This is a genomic window from Psychromonas ingrahamii 37 (genome assembly GCF_000015285.1).
Taxonomy (GTDB): domain Bacteria; phylum Pseudomonadota; class Gammaproteobacteria; order Enterobacterales; family Psychromonadaceae; genus Psychromonas; species Psychromonas ingrahamii.
Window position 1 is genome coordinate 2,878,951 of record NC_008709.1, and the last position, 19,938, is coordinate 2,898,888.

The following is a 19,938-nucleotide window of genomic DNA, read 5'->3' on the forward strand; positions in this document are numbered from 1 at the left end:
AGAGCCTACTGGTTAATGTTATATATCAATTATATTTGACCGTTGCGCGCTTGAGATAATTTATTGAGCAGTGTTTTTATATCTGGATCGGTAAATATCTGCTCAATATTTTTTGACAGTTTACGCTGCCAATTCTTATATTCATCTGAAGTCCCGGGTACGTTAACCGGTTGATCCATTTCTAAAAAATCTTCCAACTGCAAACTTAATAATGCTGAATTACCCGATGCCAAATGGGTTTGCAGGGCGAAGTTTAAAGTTTTATCCATTGGGGTTATATAAGCATCTCGAGGAAAATCACCGGGCAGGCGATTGTGACCATGTAAACTGTCCAGTATCTGCTGTTTACAACGTATACGATTTTCGAGTAGCTGTTGATAGGCGACCGGGTCCGGGTACAGGCCCAATTCTCTGCCAAGGTGGAGATCTTCACAATTCCAGAAACCTTTGATGGTTGGCATATCATGGGTAGACAGTGTTGCCATTGCCTGCTCACTGTAATGTGAAGGTGATATATAACCACCATCGGTTGCAACTTCAAAGAAAAATACCTTATAAGAATACACACCGGCATCTTTTAATAAAACATCCATCCCTTCAGGTACAGTCCCCAAGTCTTCGCCAATAACAAGACACTTATTACGCACACTCTCCAGTGCCAATAAATTAAGCATGTCATGTACCGCATAATAGATGTATGCCCCTTTATCTGCAGTACAATTTTCAGGAACCCACCAAAGTCGTAATAAAGCCATCACATGATCAATACGCAGTGCGCCACAATGACTCATATTAGACTGCAACAGATCAATAAAGGGCTGGTAGCCCGCTTTGATCATTTGATCCGGTGCTATTGGTGGTAATCCCCAACTTTGTCCTCGCGGGCCAAGCACATCCGGTGGTGCACCAATACTGATATTTTCACAATACAGCGAGCGATTTGCCCAAATATCCGAGCTGCTTTTACCCACACCAACCGCCAGATCCCTGTAAATACCTAATGTCATCCCCAGAGATTTAGCTAATTGATGCGCTTCTTCGAGTTGCAATTCAGCAATCCACTGGCAATAACACCAAAATAACACTTCATCCTTATTATTTTTTATCCATGCCTGTGTTCCTTCACTTTGAAAGGACTGAAATGCTTCAGGCCATGATGGCCAGCCCCAGGAATCCGGATTTTCGGCAAGGAATTTAAACTGCAGTGCATCGTAACTTGCCTGCTGCTGTAACGATTCGCCTTTTTGATCAACATAAATTTGCAAACTGGCGAGCCGGTTGTCACTTGCCACACTGCCATCATTAAGCGTGACAAATAACGCTTTTAATATCTCAAGCTTAAGTGCAGTAACCTTTTCATAATCAACCCAATCAGTCTCACGTAAGCTTGTTAGCTGATCTTGAAATTGATCACTGTCTATTTCAGTTTGTAGGGCTTTATTACGTTTGAGCTCATCTACTGTGGTGAGATCCGTATATAAAATATTAAGCCATTTTCTTGAAGAGGGACTATAGGGGCTTGCCTGCTTAGGCTGGGAAGGAGATAAAGCATGGATCGGATTTAACCCGATAAAATCACCGCCCGTTTCGGCGGTGTTTTTTAACAAGGTTTTTAAATCGCTAAAATCACCAATGCCCCAATTAACCTCACTCTTAACACAATACAGCTGGACACTGGCACCCCAAACTTTTTTTCCCTGGTCTATCGACTTCGGCGTATAACAACTTGCCGGCGTAATAATTAAAGACATTGTTGCCAGTGCTTCATCATTACCTTGCTCATAAAGCGATAAGGAGTGGTAACCAAAAGGCAAATCTAAGATCAGTGCTATCTGATAACATTGAAATTCAATATCTGAAATTTCGTTAACCGCGATTAATGGAAATTTTATTGCGGATAAGCTTTGGGTAATGTCATTTTTATCTTCAGTGGTGATTTTATAGAGTAAATCATCCGTTACATAATCAATTGGTAAACAAACATCCAGTGTGTAAGTATCGTGCTTTTCATAAATAGCCACAGGCGGTAATAAGGATAACCAATGTTGCTTTTCCTGTTCGAGGTAATGCGCGGTTAATGAATCATCATTGTCTGCTTCGTAGCCCATTTTATTGATGATATTTCTAATATTTTCGTCTGAAATTTTAGCCGGTTTTCCCCATGCATCAACAAAATTAGGGTCAATTCCTTTTAATTCCATAAACATATTTAAAGCTGAGTTAGTCATGTGACACCTATTATTATCTAAAAATGCAACTTATCGGTATGATTAATCATTTCTCACATTTTATCTACTGACTAACAGTTCAATAGCAGTTTAAAATGCCAATATTTAATACCAGTCTCTAGAATATATTTAATATATCGCTCTAGAATATATAAACATTTTATGATTTAGTGTACAAGTACTACTAACAGATTTACCGAAAAAACAGTTCATATCCCGATTTATTATGTTCCACATACGGCCCCAATGAGAAAGTGCTAAAAGCACTATCTTAACCCAATATAAGACCTCATCACATAGGATTTTTTCATGTTATGTCACATTTCTCTGTTTAAAATAAAGACCTTATCCACAGCCATTAGTATTCAAGCTGATGCAGCTGGTTATGAATTTTTAATCATTGAGCACAAAAAATTTAATGCCGCCTTTGCACTTCATGGCGGCCATCTTGTGCATTTCCAATTAAAAGAACAACAGCCCATTATCTGGTTAAGTAAAACCGCCATTTATAATCAGCAAAAGGCAATTCGTGGCGGCGTGCCCGTTTGCTGGCCCTGGTTTGGTGCTGCCGACAAATCATTGGGAGAAAACCTGCCTGCTCATGGATTTGCCCGCACCAGCAAGTGGGAGCTTGCTGCGCATAATGAATTTCCCGAGGGTGTAGAGATTGAACTGCGCTTAACCGACAGCGCTGCAACCCGCGATATCTGGCCCTTCCAATTTGAATTACTGCTTAAGGCGACACTAACTGATCAAATAAAACTTGAGCTGATTAGCAAAAACACTGGCAACATTCCTTTCTCATACCGAGGTGCTTTACACTCTTATTTAAATATTAGTACCCCAGAGTCATGTGCTATTTCGGGTTTAAATAACCACTATAACGATTCGTTAGATAATGGCTTGGCAAAATCTGGTGATAGTACATTGCAGATCACAGGTCCTATCGATGCTATCTACAAAAAAGCGCTTTCCCCTATTACATTGTCAGATAAGCAGTTTAACCGCCAACTTATCATAGACAACTCAGGTAATGACGCTGAAGTTTTATGGACGCCCTGGATAGCAGGTGCAAAAGCTTTTGCCGACATGCCAGATCAGGGTTACAAAACCATGTTCTGCATTGAATCTGCTATTACAAACAAAAGTGGCGTAAGAGTGAAACCGGGCCATTCACACAGCCTATCAACCACAATAAGATCTCATACAGGATAAAAATGTTTGCGCATATCGACATTTTTAGACACAAATATTACTGAACATTCACCACCAGATAAAAGCGTTTGCTGAGCATAAAACTTAGTTAAATGCCTGTTTAGCTTTCTTTTCTGTGTGTTAGCCATTAAAATGACTGTGTAATTTAATTACAAATAATATTACATTGTCAGATTAAAAGTTTAACCGCCAACTTATCATAGACAACTCAGGTAATGACGCTGAAGTTTTATGTACGCCCTGAATAGCAGGTGCAAAAGCTTTTGCCGACATGCCGGATCAGAGTTAAAAAACCATGTTATGCATTGAATCTGCGATTACAAAAAAAGCGGGGTAACAGTGAAACCGCGCCATGCACAGAGCTTATCAACCATAATAAGATCTCATGCAGGATGAAAATGTTTGCGCATATCGACATTTTTAGACGTGAATATTACTGAACATTTACCACCAGATAAAAGCGTTTTCTGAGCATAAAACTTAGTTAAATGCCTGTTTAGCTTTCTTTTCTGTGTGTTAGCCATTAAAATGGCTGTGTAATTTAATTACAAATGATTTTTCTATAAGTACGATGATAAAAAAAAGATATTATTTACTCTTTTTTATGAAAACTTATTATTCAAGACAATTAACTTGACTAACACCAAGTAACTTGACTAACATCAAGCCTTTGGTGTCAGTGGCATTTACAATAAACACAGTTTTTAAAATCAAACCATCCAAAAGGATCTATAAAAATGACAATTAAAGTAGGTATTAACGGTTTCGGTCGTATCGGACGCTTCGTATTCCGTGCAGCATGTGAACGTACTGATATTGATGTTGTAGCAATCAATGACTTAATCGATGTTGATTATATGGCTTACATGCTTAAATATGACTCAACTCATGGTCGTTTTAACGGTACTGTTGAAGTTCAAGACGGTAACCTAATTGTTAACGGTAAAACAGTTCGCGTAACTGCAGTCCGTAACCCTGAAGAACTAAAATGGGATGAAGCTGGCGTTGATGTAGTTGCTGAAGCAACTGGTCTTTTCCTAACTGACGAAACAGCTCGTAAGCACATTACTGCTGGCGCTAAAAAAGTTGTTTTAACAGGTCCTTCTGGCGATGTTCCAATGTTCGTTAACGGCGTAAACTTCTCTGCATACGCGGGTCAAGATATCGTTTCTAACGCTTCTTGTACTACTAACTGTCTTGCACCTATCGCTAAAGTACTTAACGATAAATGGGGCATTGAATCTGGTCTTATGACGACAGTTCATGCAACTACTGCAACGCAAAAAACCGTTGACGGACCTTCTGTTAAAGATTGGCGCGGTGGTCGTGGTGCTTCTCAAAACATCATCCCATCATCAACTGGTGCTGCTAAGGCAGTAGGTAAAGTAATCCCAGCGCTTGATGGCAAACTAACGGGTATGGCTTTCCGTGTACCAACCGCAAACGTTTCTGTTGTTGACTTAACTGTTAACCTTAAAACAGCTGCTACTTATGCTGAAATCTGTGCTGAAATGAAGCGTGCTTCTGAAAATGAATACGCTGGTGTTCTTGGTTACACAGCAGATGCTGTTGTTTCTCAAGATTTCATCGGTGAAACTCAAACTTCAGTATTTGATTCTACTGCAGGCGTTTCACTCACTGACAAATTCGTTAAAGTTGTATCTTGGTACGACAACGAAATCGGTTACTCAAACAAAGTTCTTGACCTAATCACACTTATTGCTAAATAAGTTTAATTAGTCGATATTTGTTTTAAGCCTGTACTTCGGTATGGGCTTTTTTGTGTCTGAAATTTGCCCAATATAAATTCGTCATTAAATTCCGTATCTTGGTACAACAACGAAATCGGTTACTCAAACAAAGTTCTTGATCTAATTACTCTTATTGCAAAATAAACAATAATTAGTCAAAATTTTTTAAGCCTGTACTTCGGTATGGGCTTTTTTGTGTCTAAAATTTGTCGAATACAAATTCGTCATTAAATTATGTATTCTGCTACGAAAACAACCTGAAAGCCCTGAGACAGGATACCGAAGTCATTGACTCATCAACGGTAAGCCTGCGTCACCTTTCATCCTTTCTGTAATTGTTTGCAGATAAAACGTAACTGTTTCAGGCGTTTTTTACGCTCACTTGCTGATAAATTAACGTCATATTTTAAGCTATTGTATTTCGAAGAAAAACTTTCAAACAGAGCAGAGGGATGTGAAGATTTAGTGCTGGCCAGTTGGCAGAAATCCGTGACAGTTTGCCCTTTAAGCCTGCGCAATCCCTTTTTTGAATAATAGCGTTGCAGTTTTATATAAAGCTTATCTTCTGCATTGATTTTTTGTCTAATCCAAGGTTTAAATATTATTAAAAAAACACTTGAAAACACTAATAACATGATCATTAATACGGCGGAAAACAAATTCAACCAGGGCACGTTGACAAACCAGGACTGCAGCAAACGCAGCTGTTTTTTATTATCATAATTGATGACCCAGGTTGCCCATAAATAATCTATCTGCGCGATTTTTGTGCGCAATTTGTTTAACAGCCTTATATTTCGCCATTTCTGCAGAGAGAAATACTCATCGGCTAAAAACTCGTCACGGTTTGATAAACTTTGCTCTAACCCTAATTCAACACGCTCCGGGGCAACATAAGCGGTTGGATCAATCCTAAGCCACTTGTTCTCTTGCCAAATTTCAACCCAGGCATGTGCATCATATTGACGAATAGACATAAACTGATCCTGAGCTTGCCACTCGCCCCCCAAATATCCTGTCACCATGCGTGCAGGAACACCTAAAAGCCGTGCCACATAAAGATAGCTACTGGCATAATGCACACAAAATCCGGCTTGTGTTGAGAATAGAAAATCATCCACCTGGTCGATCCCAAGCGGGGGTGGTTTGAGCGTATAGCGGAAGTTTTTTGTTGAAAAATCATTAAGCAGTTGCTTAAGAATAGCTTGTTTATCAAGCCCTTGCTTGACCTTAGTGGCAACCCAGTCTTGTGTTTCTAGATTACCTTGTGTCGGCAGGCTGAGTAGTTGTTGCTTTTCTACTGTTGTTAATGGTTTTGTTTCTATCTGTTGATATAAATCAACCTCAAAGTGATCCCTTTTTACCACAGGTTTTGTACTGCGCAAGGCATAGTCACTTAAACTAACCTGACCGAGATCAGCCTTGCCATAATCAAGCGTGGGGATCCAATAGTTGTAGTGCGGCTCAATGATCAAGTCAATGCTATTTTTCTTGGTGCTTAATTGAAAGCTGACACTTGACCCTGTTTTAGCCTGTTGCTCCTGATTTTTTTTACTTAGGCTTTGTGACCAAGTTTGTCCGTCAAAATTATCAAGGGTCATCACTCGCCAATAACGCTCGCTTTGACGTACCGGCTCCCCAACAAATGAAGCACGAAAAGCCAAAGCACTGGACCTGCTTAATTCAGCTATTTGTCCGGGGCTGACAGTATCACTTAACCCCGTGGTAGCGTATTTTTGTAACGGCATCTTCCACAATGAGGGTAAACGCGGAATAACAACAAAGAGGACCAGTGCCAGTGGTAAACTGAGCAAGCAACTTTTCAACAATAATTTAATAAAGCGATTGCCGGCTAAATGCCCCCCATGCACACTTAACAGTACGGCTAATAATAACAGAATCAATAAACCAGCCACCAGCGTCATCGCTATCGAGTAATTAAAGATAAAGAACAGTGCGACTAACACAAAACCCGTATTAACAAAAAAATGCACATCACGGATTGATTTCAGTTCCAAAAATTTCAAGCTAAAACCTAACATAATCAGATGCAGCATAATGCTAAATAAACCCAGTGGGTATACGATGATGACAGTGACTAAGCTACTGGCAATCGTAATAAAATTCAGCCATAACCTGCCCAGCAGGGGCACACGCCCGTAAAAGTGAGCAATACGCCAACCGCTACAGAGCAGACCAAAGAAAATTAAGAATGGGTTTATCTGTTCATATAATGCGCTTACCATACTGAGATAGGTTAGGATAATTAACGACAAACCCAAACGATTAAGGAACTCTTTCATACGTATAATGCTAATGCTTTTAAGCACATTTTTTTATGCTGTAAACCATGACCTGCAGCAATCGTTTTACGACCCAGTTTTAAAGCATAACTGCAATCACTCTTGTCTAATTCAATAATTTGAAAACACAGTAAACTGAGCTTTGTCTCCAGATCTAAATTTTTATATAAGGCCAGATCTAAAAGCACATCCCCCCCTTGCGCTTGTTCGAACTGTTTGCTAAACCAACCTCGCCCTTGGGCCAGCTGTTTCCATGCAACCGATTTTAAAGAGTCTCCTGGTTGATAACTTTTTAGCATTGAAAATTGCTCAAAACCAGGCGAAAAATTTGTTAACCCCTGATTTTTTTGCTCAGGAGATAGGCTAACAAGCGGCATATCATGAGTGAGTGGCTCGGGATATAATAATACCTTCAATCCGAAATCAAGGTAGGTCCACACTGTAAATAAACCAAAGGGAAAGGTTGAACGCAGGGTCACTCTGCCCGGATTAAACCAACCTCTTTTTTTCGACAAGCCGTAAATAAACACTTGTTGCTCTTTTATGACCGATTTAAGTGCCGAACTTGGCTGTTTAAAATAAAAATAAATCTGCTGTCCAAGGTCAGGATTTTTAGTGAGACGTAAACAAAACACACTATCTTGCCCCGCAAATTGAGCTTTAATCGGGCTGGCCGTCAGGGTTAAATTCGCCATATTTTGATAACTTAACAGCAGGCAAGTCACCATAAAACTGCACAGGAAAAACACCACAAATAAAATCAAGTTATTTTGATAGTTAGTGCCGAGCAGAAACAAAATAAAACAAACTATTAAAAACTGCAGACCAAATTTAGAAGGAAATATAAAAATATTTTTCTGACTCAAGGTGAAACTATTTTGCGCTGGCATGCGCGCCGTTAACCAACGTTCAAAACGGCGCTTGATTAACCTCTTGAATGGGCCACTTATATTCAAATTTTTTTTCATAAATTAAGCAAAGGGATCAACACTATCAAGCAATGTTTGACTGAATGTTTTACTGCCTGGTTTAGCATTATTAATCCCCGCTAAACGGTGTTCGGTTACCGCCACAAAGACAGCCTGAATATCTTCAGGAATGAGGTAATCTCTTTGCTGCAAAAAAGCCGTTGCTTTAGCGGCCTGCAGTAATATTTTGCTGCAGCGAGGCGATAATGGATGAGCTGAAAGACCACCATAGCGACTTTCATGTATTAGGCGCAGCAGATAATTTAAAACCGCTTCACTGGCTTGCGTTTTACGTACGGCAGATTGCATTATTCGCAAATCATCAACATTTATAATAGCCGATATTTGCTGCTTTTTATTCGACGATACGTGCGCTTTTAACATTTTTAATTCCGCATCCATATTCGGAAAACCAAGCTCAATACGCATCATAAATCGGTCTAACTGGGATTCGGGTAGTGGAAATGTACCCGCTTGATCCGTGGGGTTTTGTGTTGCAATCACAAAAAAAGGCGTTGGCAAAGCATAGGTTTGACTGTCCAGTGAAATTTGCTTTTCTTCCATTGCCTCTAGTAATGCACTTTGTGTTTTAGGGCTGGCGCGATTTATTTCATCGGCTAATAATACCTGACTAAAAATCGGCCCTTTATGAAAATTAAATTGCTTTTTATTACTGTCAAATATCGACACACCTAGAATATCAGCAGGTAACATATCACTGGTAAATTGCACCCGTTGATAATCAAGTCCAAGGGTTTTTGCTAACGCTGAGGCCAGTGTTGTTTTACCCATACCCGGCAGATCTTCAATTAAAAGATGGCCATCGGCAAGCAGACAAACGAGCGCTAATTTAATCTGATCTTCTTTCCCCAGTAAAATGTGATTCAATTGCTTTAATATGTTAGCGATTTTATTGTGCATCAGCACGCCCTACGGTCATTAACGAGTCAACAAACATTAATTAGATACCCGCGTTACTTAAAAATTCAGAATAGCAGAAAAAAAAGCCAAAAAATGCAAGCTATCTCCACAAATCATCGGCTATTTTCTGTGGTCAGATTAAATTATAGTGAAGTTTGAAAAGATCTAACCATAGTATTAGCGGCACCGAATACTACAGAAGACAAAGCATTAGCGTAACACCTATTATTGCCGGGCTGTTTTTACATTTTCAGGGAATGATAACGAAAAAAATATAAGCCATTACAACAAAAGTTATTCTGATTATATGGAGCAATTAAAATCGTTCTATTGGTGACGATTTTATTATAAATCAAGCGAAAGGGGTATGAAGAAAAAGGGTCACTCGAAATCAAGGCTAAAGAGGCTACCTGACAGCTAACCTCTCAATATACATCTCGAAATGAAATGGAAACAGATTAAGCAACAAAGTGGGTAGCACAAATTTTATTGCCCGATGGATCGCGCAGATAGCCTAAATAGAGTTTTCTAGAACCCGCTTCGCGCAGCCCAGGTGGTTGTTCGCACTCGGTCCCTCCGTTAGCGATGCCTGCCGCATGAAATGCCTCAACCGCTTCAGGATTATTGGCTTTAAATCCAATAGTCATACCATTGCCACAGGTAGCAGCTTCTCCATTTATTGGCAGTGTTAACGCAAAAACGCCCGCTTTTGTCATATAAAAACAGCGTCCGTTGCCGTCTAAGACACCTTCATTGTGTCCAAGTGCAGCCAATACTGCATCGTAAAACAGCTTTGACTTTTCTATATCATTGGTTCCAAGCATTACATGACTAAACATTCTTATTTTCCTTTATTTAAATAATCGAGTCTTCGAGTTTAGAGCCTTCGAGCTTCGAGTTTAGAGCTGACAGCCGAAAGCCGACAGCCTTCCCACCTTCCCACCTTCTCGCCTTTATCAGCTATTTCCCCATCTGTTTGAGCAAATTTATTGCCGCTTGTTTTGGCGACGGTGCATGACAAATAGCCGAGACTAATGCCACGCCAGCAACATTGCTTGCAATAACCTCATCAAGATTTGAAACATTAATACCACCAATAGCAACTATCGGCAAGGAGCTTTGCGCTACGGCATTGGTAAGCCCCTCAATACCCCATTCTTTCTTGATGTTGGTTTTTGTTGCTGTAGAAAAAATAGCACTCAACCCCAAATAATCGACGGGCAAAGATTCCGCTTCAATAAGCTGCTGCGGATTCTCAATAGACAGGCCAAGTAATTTATCTTTTCCTATTAGTCTGCGGGCGGTTTCTACCGGCATATCCGATTGACCCAAGTGTACACCATCAGCATCAACGGCCAGTGCAACATCCACTCTGTCATTGACGATCAAAGGTACGCCCGTCCCGTGTAAAATTGCCTTTACCGCTAACACCCTTTCTATAAAAACGCGAAGATCACCCTGCTTTTCCCGAACTTGGACCATAGTCACACCACCGACAACTGCTTCAGCAACCACCCTTTTCAATGTTTCAAGATTCTGCTGGTCATCGGTCACTAAATATAAACGATAGGGGTTCACTTTTTTCTCCAACTCTTTATTCTCCAAATTTTTTGATACAGGCTAGGATAATTTTAAACGCTGAATCAGCGTCGCTTCATCGAGCTGATATAAAGCATCTAAAAGATTAAGCTGCAGACTGCCGGGGCCTTTTGATTGCTCTGCAGCGATTTCACCCGCAACGCCTAAAACGGCTGCAGCCGCTAATCCAGTTTCTTCACCAACGGCTGCAAAAGCTCCAGTTAAGGCACTGAGTGTGCAGCCCATTGCCGTCACATAAGGCATCATGGCATGACCGTTATTAAGCTGAATTTGCCCACCTGCGGTGACAATAAAATCTGTCGCCCCAGAAATAACTACAGCGCACTGATAAGTGTCACGCAAATACCGTGCGGCACCAAGCGCCGCCTCACTGCTATCAAGGGAATCAACACCTTTGCTTTGTCCTTTCTCTCCGGCTAAGGCAATGATTTCTGATGCATTTCCTCTAATAATTAGCTTGTTGGCGGCTTCCGCAATTTGCCATGAGGTTGCCGTTCGCAGGCTGCTTGCACCGCATCCGACAGGATCAAGCACTACCGTTTTTTTATGGATATTAGCCTGCTCGACGGCAAACAACATACGCGGAATCCAGAGACTATCCAGAGTACCGATATTGACTACCAAAGCACCAGAAAAAGACAGCATTTCAGCCATTTCATCACGGGAATGCGCCATAATCGGCGACGCACCAAGGGCAAGCAAGGCATTAGCGGTATTATTCATCGCGACATAATTACTAATATTGACCACCAGCGGTTTCTGTTCACGCAGCGTTTTAAGCGCGCTGACGATCGTTTTAATATTTGAATCTATATTTTTCTTCATATTTTATCCTTCTGAGCTGCTGCTCTAATTTACCAAAACTAATTTAAAAGACCCTTTTACGCTCAAACTTTTGCTCTGTGTCCTCGGTAGTAACCGTTTTTGAACCACAGAGAACGCCGAGATCACAGAGGAAGGATATTGACCATCTTAAAAGGCACTTAACCGCCATAAAAAACATGACTAATAGCGTAAAAGTGTCAAATATAAGTGCTCAAAGTCTTTTCTCTGTATCCTCTGTGCCCTCAGTGGTAACAGTCTTTTGAACCACAGAGAACGCCAAATTCACAGAGTAAGTGACATAATTACTGATATTAACTATCTTAAAAGGCACTTTTAGTCCAAATTCTTTTCTCGGTGTCCTCAGTGGTAAGCATTTTTTGAACCACAGAAAATCAATTTAAAGGGACAGACTCTGCCGCATTCAACCCTTGCTCCCAAAAAGCAATTTCCATTCGAGTTGCGGTTCTAAATACGCGAATAAGTTCCCGGCCGCGCGAACTGTTTAAATCAATATCAGCGAGTAATGCATCAATATGTTCAGTGCCCTGCGCAACGCCTTGCTGGAATTCATCACCGCCATAAAGTGCAATCCAATTCTCAAATGGATTACCTTCCCGGTGGGTGTTTTGATCGTTGCAGAGGTTACGCCCTATTTCTGCATAACCAATAAAGCATGGTGCTAGCGCCGCGTATAAATCAACTATATCGCCTTGCATGCCCGCATCGAGCACATAACGCGTATAGGCAACCGTACCAAAATCTTCATCTTCTGCTTCCAAATCCGATTCAGTCAGTCCCCAGTTAGCGCAATAACTTACGTGGTGGTCGATTTCAACGTCCAGTAATGCATGTACGCTAGGCAGCGCTTTACGCATATCAGCTAAGGTGCGCGCTTTGTAAATAGCCAGCGCATAAGCACGTGCATATTGCTTAAGAAACAAAAAATCTTGTTTCAGGTAATGTAAAAAGCAGGGCTGCGCTAACGTGCCTTTTGCTAATTGCCGTACAAAGGCATGTTTAGTGTAGGCATTCCAATCCTTGCCACATGCATTAATTAAATCTTGATGATTCATATAACCACTCTATTTATTAAAATGTTGGAATATAATCCTGTGCTTTTGGCAGTGTGCTAATGATTTTTTGGCTATACATAAACTGGGCATAATCATCATAACGCTGTAAATCAATCGCAGACGGACGTAATGCAAATCGGGTCAATGTCGCGTTCCAGGCGAGTTTATTAAGCTCGTTATTCAAAGTGTCCGGCGCATAGGCCGCAAACTCTTTCCAGGATTCTTCGGGGTGGTTTACAATGTAGATTGTCGCCTGCTCCAGGGCTTTATTAAATGCCAGAATCGCCGCTTTATCATAGCTGTCGGCATTCGCTACAAAGACAAGTTCATCATAGGGCGGTACTCCGTGCTCTTCAGGGAAGAAAGATTTTGCCTTAATGCCTTCAAGTGCTAGCTGGTTTGTTTCAAAATTGCGGAATCCTCCCCAGGTTGCATCGACCTTTCCCGAGGCAAGCGAGGCAGACAAAGCCCAACCAATATTGATAATCTCCACCTCATCATAGTTAACACCCTGTGTTTTCAACATCGTGCTGATAGTCGCCTCTTCATTACCCGCAATGGAAATGCCAATTTTTTTACCTTTAAGATCAGATAGTTTTTTAATCTTATTATTGTCTAATATGGTCAAAGTATTAAGCGGCGTAGCAATCAAAGTCGCAGAGCGGATAAGAGGCAGACCCGCAGCCACATCCATAATTAAACTAGGCTGATAAGAGATAGCCAAATCCACTTTATTGGCTGCAACCAATTTAGCGGGTATGCTCGGATCGCCCGGCTCTTGAATATCAACCTCAAGGCCTTGTTGTTTAAAATAACCGCGCTGCTGGGCAATCACCACGGGTCCGTGGTTGGGGTTAACAAACCAGTCCAGCATCAGGGTCAATTTTTTCATCTCGGCCTGTACCGGCAGCGCTAACATTAATGCAACTGCACTTAAGATTATTCTTTTTTTCATTGTATTTCCTTTTTTATAGCAGAGCATTTATCAATAACGCTCTTTCTGATTAAACTTCCCAAGGTATAAATTTTTTTAACAACTTTTCAGCAACAAAATAAAGCAGGACGGACAAGAGAGATAAGATAAACAGTGCGGCAAACATTTCATCTATCATCATTCGGGCATTGGCCTGTAACATCAGATAACCCAAACCTTCGCTCGAGCCAACCCACTCCCCTGCTATTGCACCAATAGGCGCAATCACCACGGCAACCCGAATACCGGAAGCCAGTGTCGGTAAAGAGGCTGGAAACTGAATATGGCGCAGCATCTGCCATTTTGTCGCCCCCATGGTTTGTGCAAGATCAAGATAACCCGACGGAGTATTACGCAGCCCATCGTAGCAGCAGGTCGTCACCGGAAAAAAGATGATTAACGCGGCCATCACTATTTTGGAGGCGATCCCATAACCCAGCCAAAGCATCAGCACGGGGGCAAGCGCAAACACGGGAATCGCCTGACTGGCAATCAAAATGGGTAAGAGCCAATGTTTAACCGGCTTAAATAACAGCATCTGCAGGGCAAAAAACAACCCCATAAACAGGCCTAAAAACAGGCCCAGAATAATTTCTTGTGCCGTGACCAAAGTATGTTTAAGCAGAACGTCATAGCGTTGCAGCAGTCTTGCAAATACTTCTAAAGGAGCAGGTAAAATAAAGGAAGGCATCTCAAAAAAAACCACCACTGCCTGCCATAAACCCAGAATAATTAGCACGCTTATCATAATGCGCAGAAGGGGTTTAAGAACTATTTTTTTATATTTTGTCGAAGCTGGCTGACTATCTAAGACGCTGACATCAGGCATCTGAGCGCTCCAGATATGCCATAATAGACTGCTGAAGTTGTGCACACTCGGCATCAAATTGACGGGGTGTTAAAGAAGCGGGTACCTTTAAAGACTCGGCTGAACTGGGTTTTCCCTGCATAATGTAGATCTTATCCGCCAGGCGAATTGCTTCCTGCGGATCGTGGGTAATCAAAACAACGGTTTTATCTTTGAGCAGTTCACAAGCCATATCCTGCAAGCGGTAACGTGTTACCGCATCCACGGCAGAAAAGGGTTCATCCATTAATATCACGGGCTTATTCTGCATTAATGTGCGCACCAGCGCGACACGCTGGCGCATACCACCCGACAGTTTTTGAGGCAAGCAGTCGGCACTATCTAAAAGTCCAACCTTTTCAAGCAAGGCCAAGGCAGCTTCTTTGTGAACAGGCGTAATAGTATTACCGAATTTAGCGCTTAAGGTAACGTTGTCCAGCACCGACAGCCATGGCATCAACAAGTCCTGTTGCGCCATATAAGCAATGTTATTTTTCAAATCAAATTGGGGAGGTGTGATCGTAAGCTCGCCAGACCAACTGACTTGCTGATCAAGCAAACCGGCCAGATAACGAAGCAATGAAGTTTTCCCACAACCACTGCGGCCCAAAATACAGGTCCATTGCCCGGCAGGGAATCTCATATTAATACCCTGTAATGTGGCCGCTTTACTGCCGGTATAACGCAGATAACCCGCAGAGATATCTATCTGCAGGGCAGGACTTTTAACTGATAAAGGCCGCGTGCTAACGGACATTCGCATGTCCGACAAAGAAATGGTTTACCGGGCCATGACCCTGCCCGACATCTAATTCGTCGGCATGCGCGATCGCTTGCGAAATATAGTCTTTGCCCAGCTGCACCGCACGTAAAAGATCATTACCCTGCGCCAGATAGGAGGCGATTGCCGACGAAAGTGTGCAACCTGTACCATGGGTATTAAGCGTATTGATACGGATGGCGTTTAACTGTTCAACATGATTAGGTAGGATAAGCAGATCATTACTATTTTCATCATCAATCAAATGCCCCCCTTTAAGCAGCAGCGCATTAAATTTCAATTTACGGAGTTTGCCGATCATCTTCTCCATGCCCTCTTTATTGGTTGGCACATCTGAAGAAATCAATTCCGCCGCTTCGGGCAGATTAGGCGTGATAAGATCTGCAAGAGGAAGCAGTTCCGATTTCAGTGTACTAATCGAATATGCTTTCAGCAATAAGTCTCCGCTGGTTGCGATCATCACCGGATCAACCACTAAAAAGGCAGGACGATACTGTCTTATTTTTGCTGCCACGAGTTTGATTATGTCGCAATCAGCCAACATCCCAACCTTAACAGCAACCACATTCAGATCGCTAAAAACCGCATCAAGTTGCTTTTCTATATGTTCAAGGGGAATAGGGAAAATAGCGGACACCCCAAGGGTGTTTTGAGCGGTAATCACAGTGATCACAGAACAGGCGTAACCGCCCGTTGCTGAAATGGCTTTAATATCGGCTTGAATACCTGCTCCACCACCACTGTCGGATCCGGCAATAGTCAGCACGATAGGCGTTGATGAATTTTGAGCAGTAGAAGTTGCACTAAGGTTTGACATAAAAGCTCCTATAACGGGTAAAAGGAACTATATCAAGCCAAATATTTAAGATAGGTGTAGCAGAGAGAATCAAAAACAAGACTTATAGTTCCCTACGCCAGTATTAACTGAATCAGGTTCAACGGGTTTCGCACTATGCGATCTCAGCCTTCAGGCCCCCCGACTATATTTGCAGCAATAATAACAAGTTTTTTTGAAAGAGCAAGGGTTCCCTTGCGTAAGGGAGCTCATTTTCATAGCAATCGAAAGACTCAGAAATCACACAAAAAACTAAAAAATTAATCAGACAGATTTGTTGAAATCATCAACAACTGTGCTGTAAATTGTCTTCACCTATTGTGCGTGAAGCCCGGACCTTTAGGTCGAAAAGACAGGTCGTTAAAGGACGAGGGAAATAATCATAAATTAATTAAAAAGTACTCACTTTAGTTAACTATGCAGAAAAAAATTGGACGCAGCCTTCCGATAAAAAAGAGAGCAGCATTGAGAATTTAGATCAAAGGGGCTTATTTCGACCTACAGCAGCAATGCCATAAATCACCTCACAACCCGCCTTATTATTAATTTACTGCTTTTTCCTAAAAGCAAACTTCCTGCCAAGCACTTTTTTCTCGCCTCGATTGCCCACTTGAAAAATTTCTGACACAGTGAGCGATGCCAACATAGCCATACAAAAACACTATTATAATGGCCAGATCATAGAATTTATCTATTACGACAAGGGCAGCAATGTTCAAGTTAATGCTTCAATTCATTCAGGTCGCAAAAGCACAAAATGTGACACAAGCTGCCAACAAACTCTGTTTAAGCCAACCTACCTTAAGTCATAACATGAATAAATTAGAGGAAAAGCTTGAAACCAAGTTATTTAATCGCAACTCTAAAGGGATCACGCTCACGTCAAGTGGGAAACTGCTCTATGAGCAAGCGAAAATGATGCAGCACCTCTATCAAAATACCCTCAATAAGCTCGATAAAAATAAGCTCAGGCATCAATACGAACTTAAAATAGGCTGCGGTGACGCTTGGTGGCACCTCTTTATTCGCGACTGTGTGCAGAACTTCCAAAATGCTTACCCGCACAGCAATATCACCATCGACGTAGGTGATCATCTGCAGCAATGAGGATATGGCGCACTTTCCCTCGGTTCATCTAGGGACGTCGAAAAAACGCTTTGCCCATTTGCAGCAGCAAAGCCCTGAAATGAGATCTTTTCTCAAACGCCACTATCTGCATGAAAAGGTGACTTATAATACCAACTCATTTTTAACAGCGATCGATTTATTACAAAACAGCGACGCGCTTTTACTCTACCCTGCCGGCATGAAAACATATTTTGAAACCTTTGATATTGTCCCTCTTCAGATGCAGGAGTGTTTCAGCAAAGCCACCATTGGGGCTTATCTCCATAAAGATGGCCAACAGGATAAGCAAAGCATCAGGTTGTTGGAGCAGTTTAAAGATCTCATAAAAAATAATCCTTATATCAAAGGGGAGGTGTGATTCAAGTAGTTCAGAAGAGAGCTTAAACTTGGCGCATTATACCAATTCCACTTATTAGATGATCTATTTAGGCGCCGGAAAACACATAAAAGTAAGGCATGAATTTAATGGATTTGGTATTACGCTACAGATAGCGGCAAAAAGAACACCACATAACGCAAGCTCAACTGGCTGATTAACAATCAGCCAGTGAAACGAGCCGCAACACCTAACTATCTGTTATTATTGAAGGTGTAAAAATCAGTATTTTGATTGCTAACGGGAAACAGATATTAAGCCTTGCACAGGCGGTAGATTCTAGCCTCAAAGGGATTTAATACCAGACTATTTTCGGCTCCATGCGTGGCCACAGAGTAATTACCCAGTAACAGATGTTCACTCTTTGGTAGACAGTCTGGATGCATATATTGTGCAGACAAGCCTGTCAAGTTACACATAATCAGCAACTGCTGCTCCCCTAAGGTGCGCGTATAGGCGTAAATCTGCAGATCATTTTCAAGCAATAAATCATAATGACCATAAACCAATACCGGTTCGGCCTTACGCAGGGCAATCAGCTGGCGATAAAAATTCAGAATAGATCCTTTGTCCAATTCTTGCTGCGCAACATTAATACGTTGATAGTTTGGATTTACCTTGAGCCAAGGTGTACCGGAACTAAAGCCTGCATTAACTGTGCTATCCCACTGCATAGGCGTGCGCGAATTATCCCTGCCTGTTTGTGCCAACAGATGCAGGATCTCTTGCTCAGGCATCCCCTCCTTACGCAACTCGGCATACTGATTTTTAGCGCCAACACAATTAAAATCATCAATACTGGCAAACTGGGTATTGGTCATCCCAATCTCTTGCCCCTGATAGATAAACGGGGTGCCCTGCATCAGAAAATACATCGTTGCTAAAGAGGTCGCACTTTCAAACCAGTAGTGCTTTGTATCCCCCCATTTAGAGACTATTCGCGGGATATCATGGTTCTCCAGAAAGAGGGCATTCCAGCCGATATTCTCCAACCCTTTCTGCCATTTGCTAAAAATCTGTTTTAGCTTAACCAGATCCAGCTGAGCATCTGGTTTATCTTCCCATAGCTTAAGGTGATCAAACTGGAAAATCATATTTAATCGCTGCTTATCCTCGCCGACCCAGTTTTTGGATTGACTCACAGAGACGCCATTAGCTTCTCCTACCGTCATAATGTCATAGTGTCTAAAGGTGTTGTCGCACATGCCATCAAGATAGTCGATGATACCGCCAACATTCATCATTTTATCCCAGCACGGCACATTTTTGAGTCCCTTCGGATTAGGCATATCTTTAAAGCCTGGCTCCTTTTTCATATGGCTAATGGCATCGACACGAAAACCGTCTATCCCCTTGTCCAGCCACCAGTTAATCATTTTGTAGATAGCTTCACGCACCGCCTTATTTTCCCAGTTAAGATCCGGCTGCTTTTTGGAAAACAGGTGCATATAATACTGGTCAGTGCTTTGATCGTACTCCCAGGCCGGTCCCTTGAAGATGCTCTCCCAGTTATTAGGCTCCTTACCAAAGTTACCATCACGCCAGATATACCAGTCTCGTTTGGGGCTATCCTTAGATGCTTTGGACTCCACAAACCAAGGATGCTCATCGGAGGTATGGTTGACCACTAGATCCAAAATCAATCTCATCCCACGCGCATGCACAGCTTCCAACAGACAATCGAAGTCAGCCATACTGCCAAATTCATCCATAATCTCCTGATAGTCACTGATGTCATAGCCATTGTCATCATTAGGTGATTTGAACATAGGGCAGATCCAGATAACATCAATGCCAAGGTCTTTAAGATAATCAAGCCGCTCGGTGATACCCTTAAGATCACCAATACCGTCACCATTGGAATCCATAAAACTGCGCGGATAAATCTGGTAAACCACCGCTTCTTTCCACCAGTTTTTTGTATAATGGCTGTTTGTTACTGTCTTGCTTGTATTTAACATGGTTATAATCCGATTACTTAATAAGCACAAAAAATAAACTTAGGCTGAGCGGTTATGTTATCGCGGGGGTGTATCGCACACTCAAATAAGCATTATAAAATAGCCGCCGATAATGAAAAATCATTTTACCGAGAAGTCATCAATTATCTAACAA

At 41.7% G+C, this 19,938-nt stretch carries 17 protein-coding genes and 1 riboswitch; of the genes, 4 read left to right on the forward strand and 13 right to left on the reverse strand.

Annotated elements, in window-relative coordinates; translation table 11 throughout:
• Positions 1-29: 29 nt before the first annotated feature.
• Positions 30-2,228, reverse strand: a complete 2,199-nt coding sequence (gene malQ, locus PING_RS12185) for a 4-alpha-glucanotransferase (protein WP_011770662.1) — start codon at positions 2,226-2,228, stop codon at positions 30-32.
• Between the two features lie 309 nt (positions 2,229-2,537).
• Between malQ and PING_RS12190 the strand changes: the two genes are divergently transcribed.
• Entirely contained in the window at positions 2,538-3,443 is a 906-nt protein-coding gene (locus tag PING_RS12190) for a D-hexose-6-phosphate mutarotase (RefSeq protein WP_011770663.1), read from the forward strand.
• A 737-nt stretch (positions 3,444-4,180) separates the two neighbouring features.
• A complete protein-coding gene (gap, locus tag PING_RS12195; RefSeq protein ID WP_011770664.1) occupies positions 4,181-5,173 on the forward strand; it encodes a type I glyceraldehyde-3-phosphate dehydrogenase in 993 nt (330 codons plus the stop codon).
• A 341-nt stretch (positions 5,174-5,514) separates the two neighbouring features.
• Here gap and PING_RS12200 read toward each other — a convergent pair whose 3' ends face one another.
• The 11 genes from PING_RS12200 to thiD all read right to left on the reverse strand — a co-directional run bounded on the left by PING_RS12200 (position 5,515) and on the right by thiD (position 16,301).
• A complete protein-coding gene (locus PING_RS12200; protein ID WP_011770665.1) occupies positions 5,515-7,497 on the reverse strand; it encodes a transglutaminase family protein in 1,983 nt (660 codons plus the stop codon).
• Positions 7,494-8,465: a DUF58 domain-containing protein gene (locus tag PING_RS12205; RefSeq protein ID WP_011770666.1), complete on the reverse strand. Its 972-nt coding sequence runs from the start codon at positions 8,463-8,465 to the stop codon at positions 7,494-7,496. The genes PING_RS12200 and PING_RS12205 overlap by 4 nt, the downstream gene beginning before the upstream one ends.
• 3 nt (positions 8,466-8,468) lie before the next feature.
• Complete coding sequence (locus PING_RS12210) at positions 8,469-9,386, reverse strand: AAA family ATPase (RefSeq protein WP_011770667.1); 918 nt, start codon at positions 9,384-9,386, stop codon at positions 8,469-8,471.
• A 458-nt stretch (positions 9,387-9,844) separates the two neighbouring features.
• Positions 9,845-10,225, reverse strand: coding sequence for a VOC family protein (locus PING_RS12215; protein WP_011770668.1), 381 nt, complete (start codon positions 10,223-10,225; stop codon positions 9,845-9,847).
• 121 nt (positions 10,226-10,346) lie between these two features.
• Complete coding sequence (gene thiE / locus PING_RS12220; protein WP_086004607.1) at positions 10,347-10,976, reverse strand: thiamine phosphate synthase; 630 nt, start codon at positions 10,974-10,976, stop codon at positions 10,347-10,349.
• A 30-nt stretch (positions 10,977-11,006) separates the two neighbouring features.
• The gene (gene thiM / locus PING_RS12225) at positions 11,007-11,810 is read right to left on the reverse strand and encodes a hydroxyethylthiazole kinase (RefSeq protein ID WP_011770670.1); all 804 of its coding nucleotides are present in this window, start codon (positions 11,808-11,810) and stop codon (positions 11,007-11,009) included.
• 392 nt (positions 11,811-12,202) lie between these two features.
• Positions 12,203-12,883 (reverse strand): TenA family protein, encoded by a 681-nt coding sequence (locus PING_RS12230; RefSeq protein ID WP_011770671.1) that lies wholly within the window; start codon positions 12,881-12,883, stop codon positions 12,203-12,205.
• Positions 12,884-12,899: 16 nt separating this feature from the next.
• Entirely contained in the window at positions 12,900-13,838 is a 939-nt protein-coding gene (locus PING_RS12235) for an ABC transporter substrate-binding protein (protein ID WP_011770672.1), read from the reverse strand.
• 49 nt (positions 13,839-13,887) lie between these two features.
• Positions 13,888-14,685, reverse strand: coding sequence for an ABC transporter permease (locus PING_RS12240; protein WP_011770673.1), 798 nt, complete (start codon positions 14,683-14,685; stop codon positions 13,888-13,890).
• On the reverse strand, positions 14,678-15,466 hold the full coding sequence (locus PING_RS12245; RefSeq protein ID WP_011770674.1) for an ABC transporter ATP-binding protein: 789 nt from the start codon (positions 15,464-15,466) through the stop codon (positions 14,678-14,680). Before PING_RS12245 ends, PING_RS12240 begins: the two co-directional genes overlap by 8 nt.
• Positions 15,450-16,301: a bifunctional hydroxymethylpyrimidine kinase/phosphomethylpyrimidine kinase gene (gene thiD / locus PING_RS12250; protein WP_011770675.1), complete on the reverse strand. Its 852-nt coding sequence runs from the start codon at positions 16,299-16,301 to the stop codon at positions 15,450-15,452. Before thiD ends, PING_RS12245 begins: the two co-directional genes overlap by 17 nt.
• Before the next feature lie 72 nt (positions 16,302-16,373).
• Positions 16,374-16,473: riboswitch (TPP riboswitch) on the reverse strand.
• A gap of 557 nt (positions 16,474-17,030) precedes the next feature.
• Between thiD and PING_RS21010 the strand changes: the two genes are divergently transcribed.
• Entirely contained in the window at positions 17,031-17,426 is a 396-nt protein-coding gene (locus tag PING_RS21010) for a LysR family transcriptional regulator (protein WP_011770676.1), read from the forward strand.
• A 4-nt stretch (positions 17,427-17,430) separates the two neighbouring features.
• A complete protein-coding gene (locus PING_RS21015; protein ID WP_011770677.1) occupies positions 17,431-17,805 on the forward strand; it encodes a putative transcriptional regulator in 375 nt (124 codons plus the stop codon).
• Between the two features lie 272 nt (positions 17,806-18,077).
• Here the strand turns inward: PING_RS21015 and PING_RS12260 are convergent, their stop codons facing one another.
• Entirely contained in the window at positions 18,078-19,784 is a 1,707-nt protein-coding gene (locus PING_RS12260) for a glycoside hydrolase family 13 protein (RefSeq protein ID WP_011770678.1), read from the reverse strand.
• Positions 19,785-19,938 lie beyond the last annotated feature (154 nt).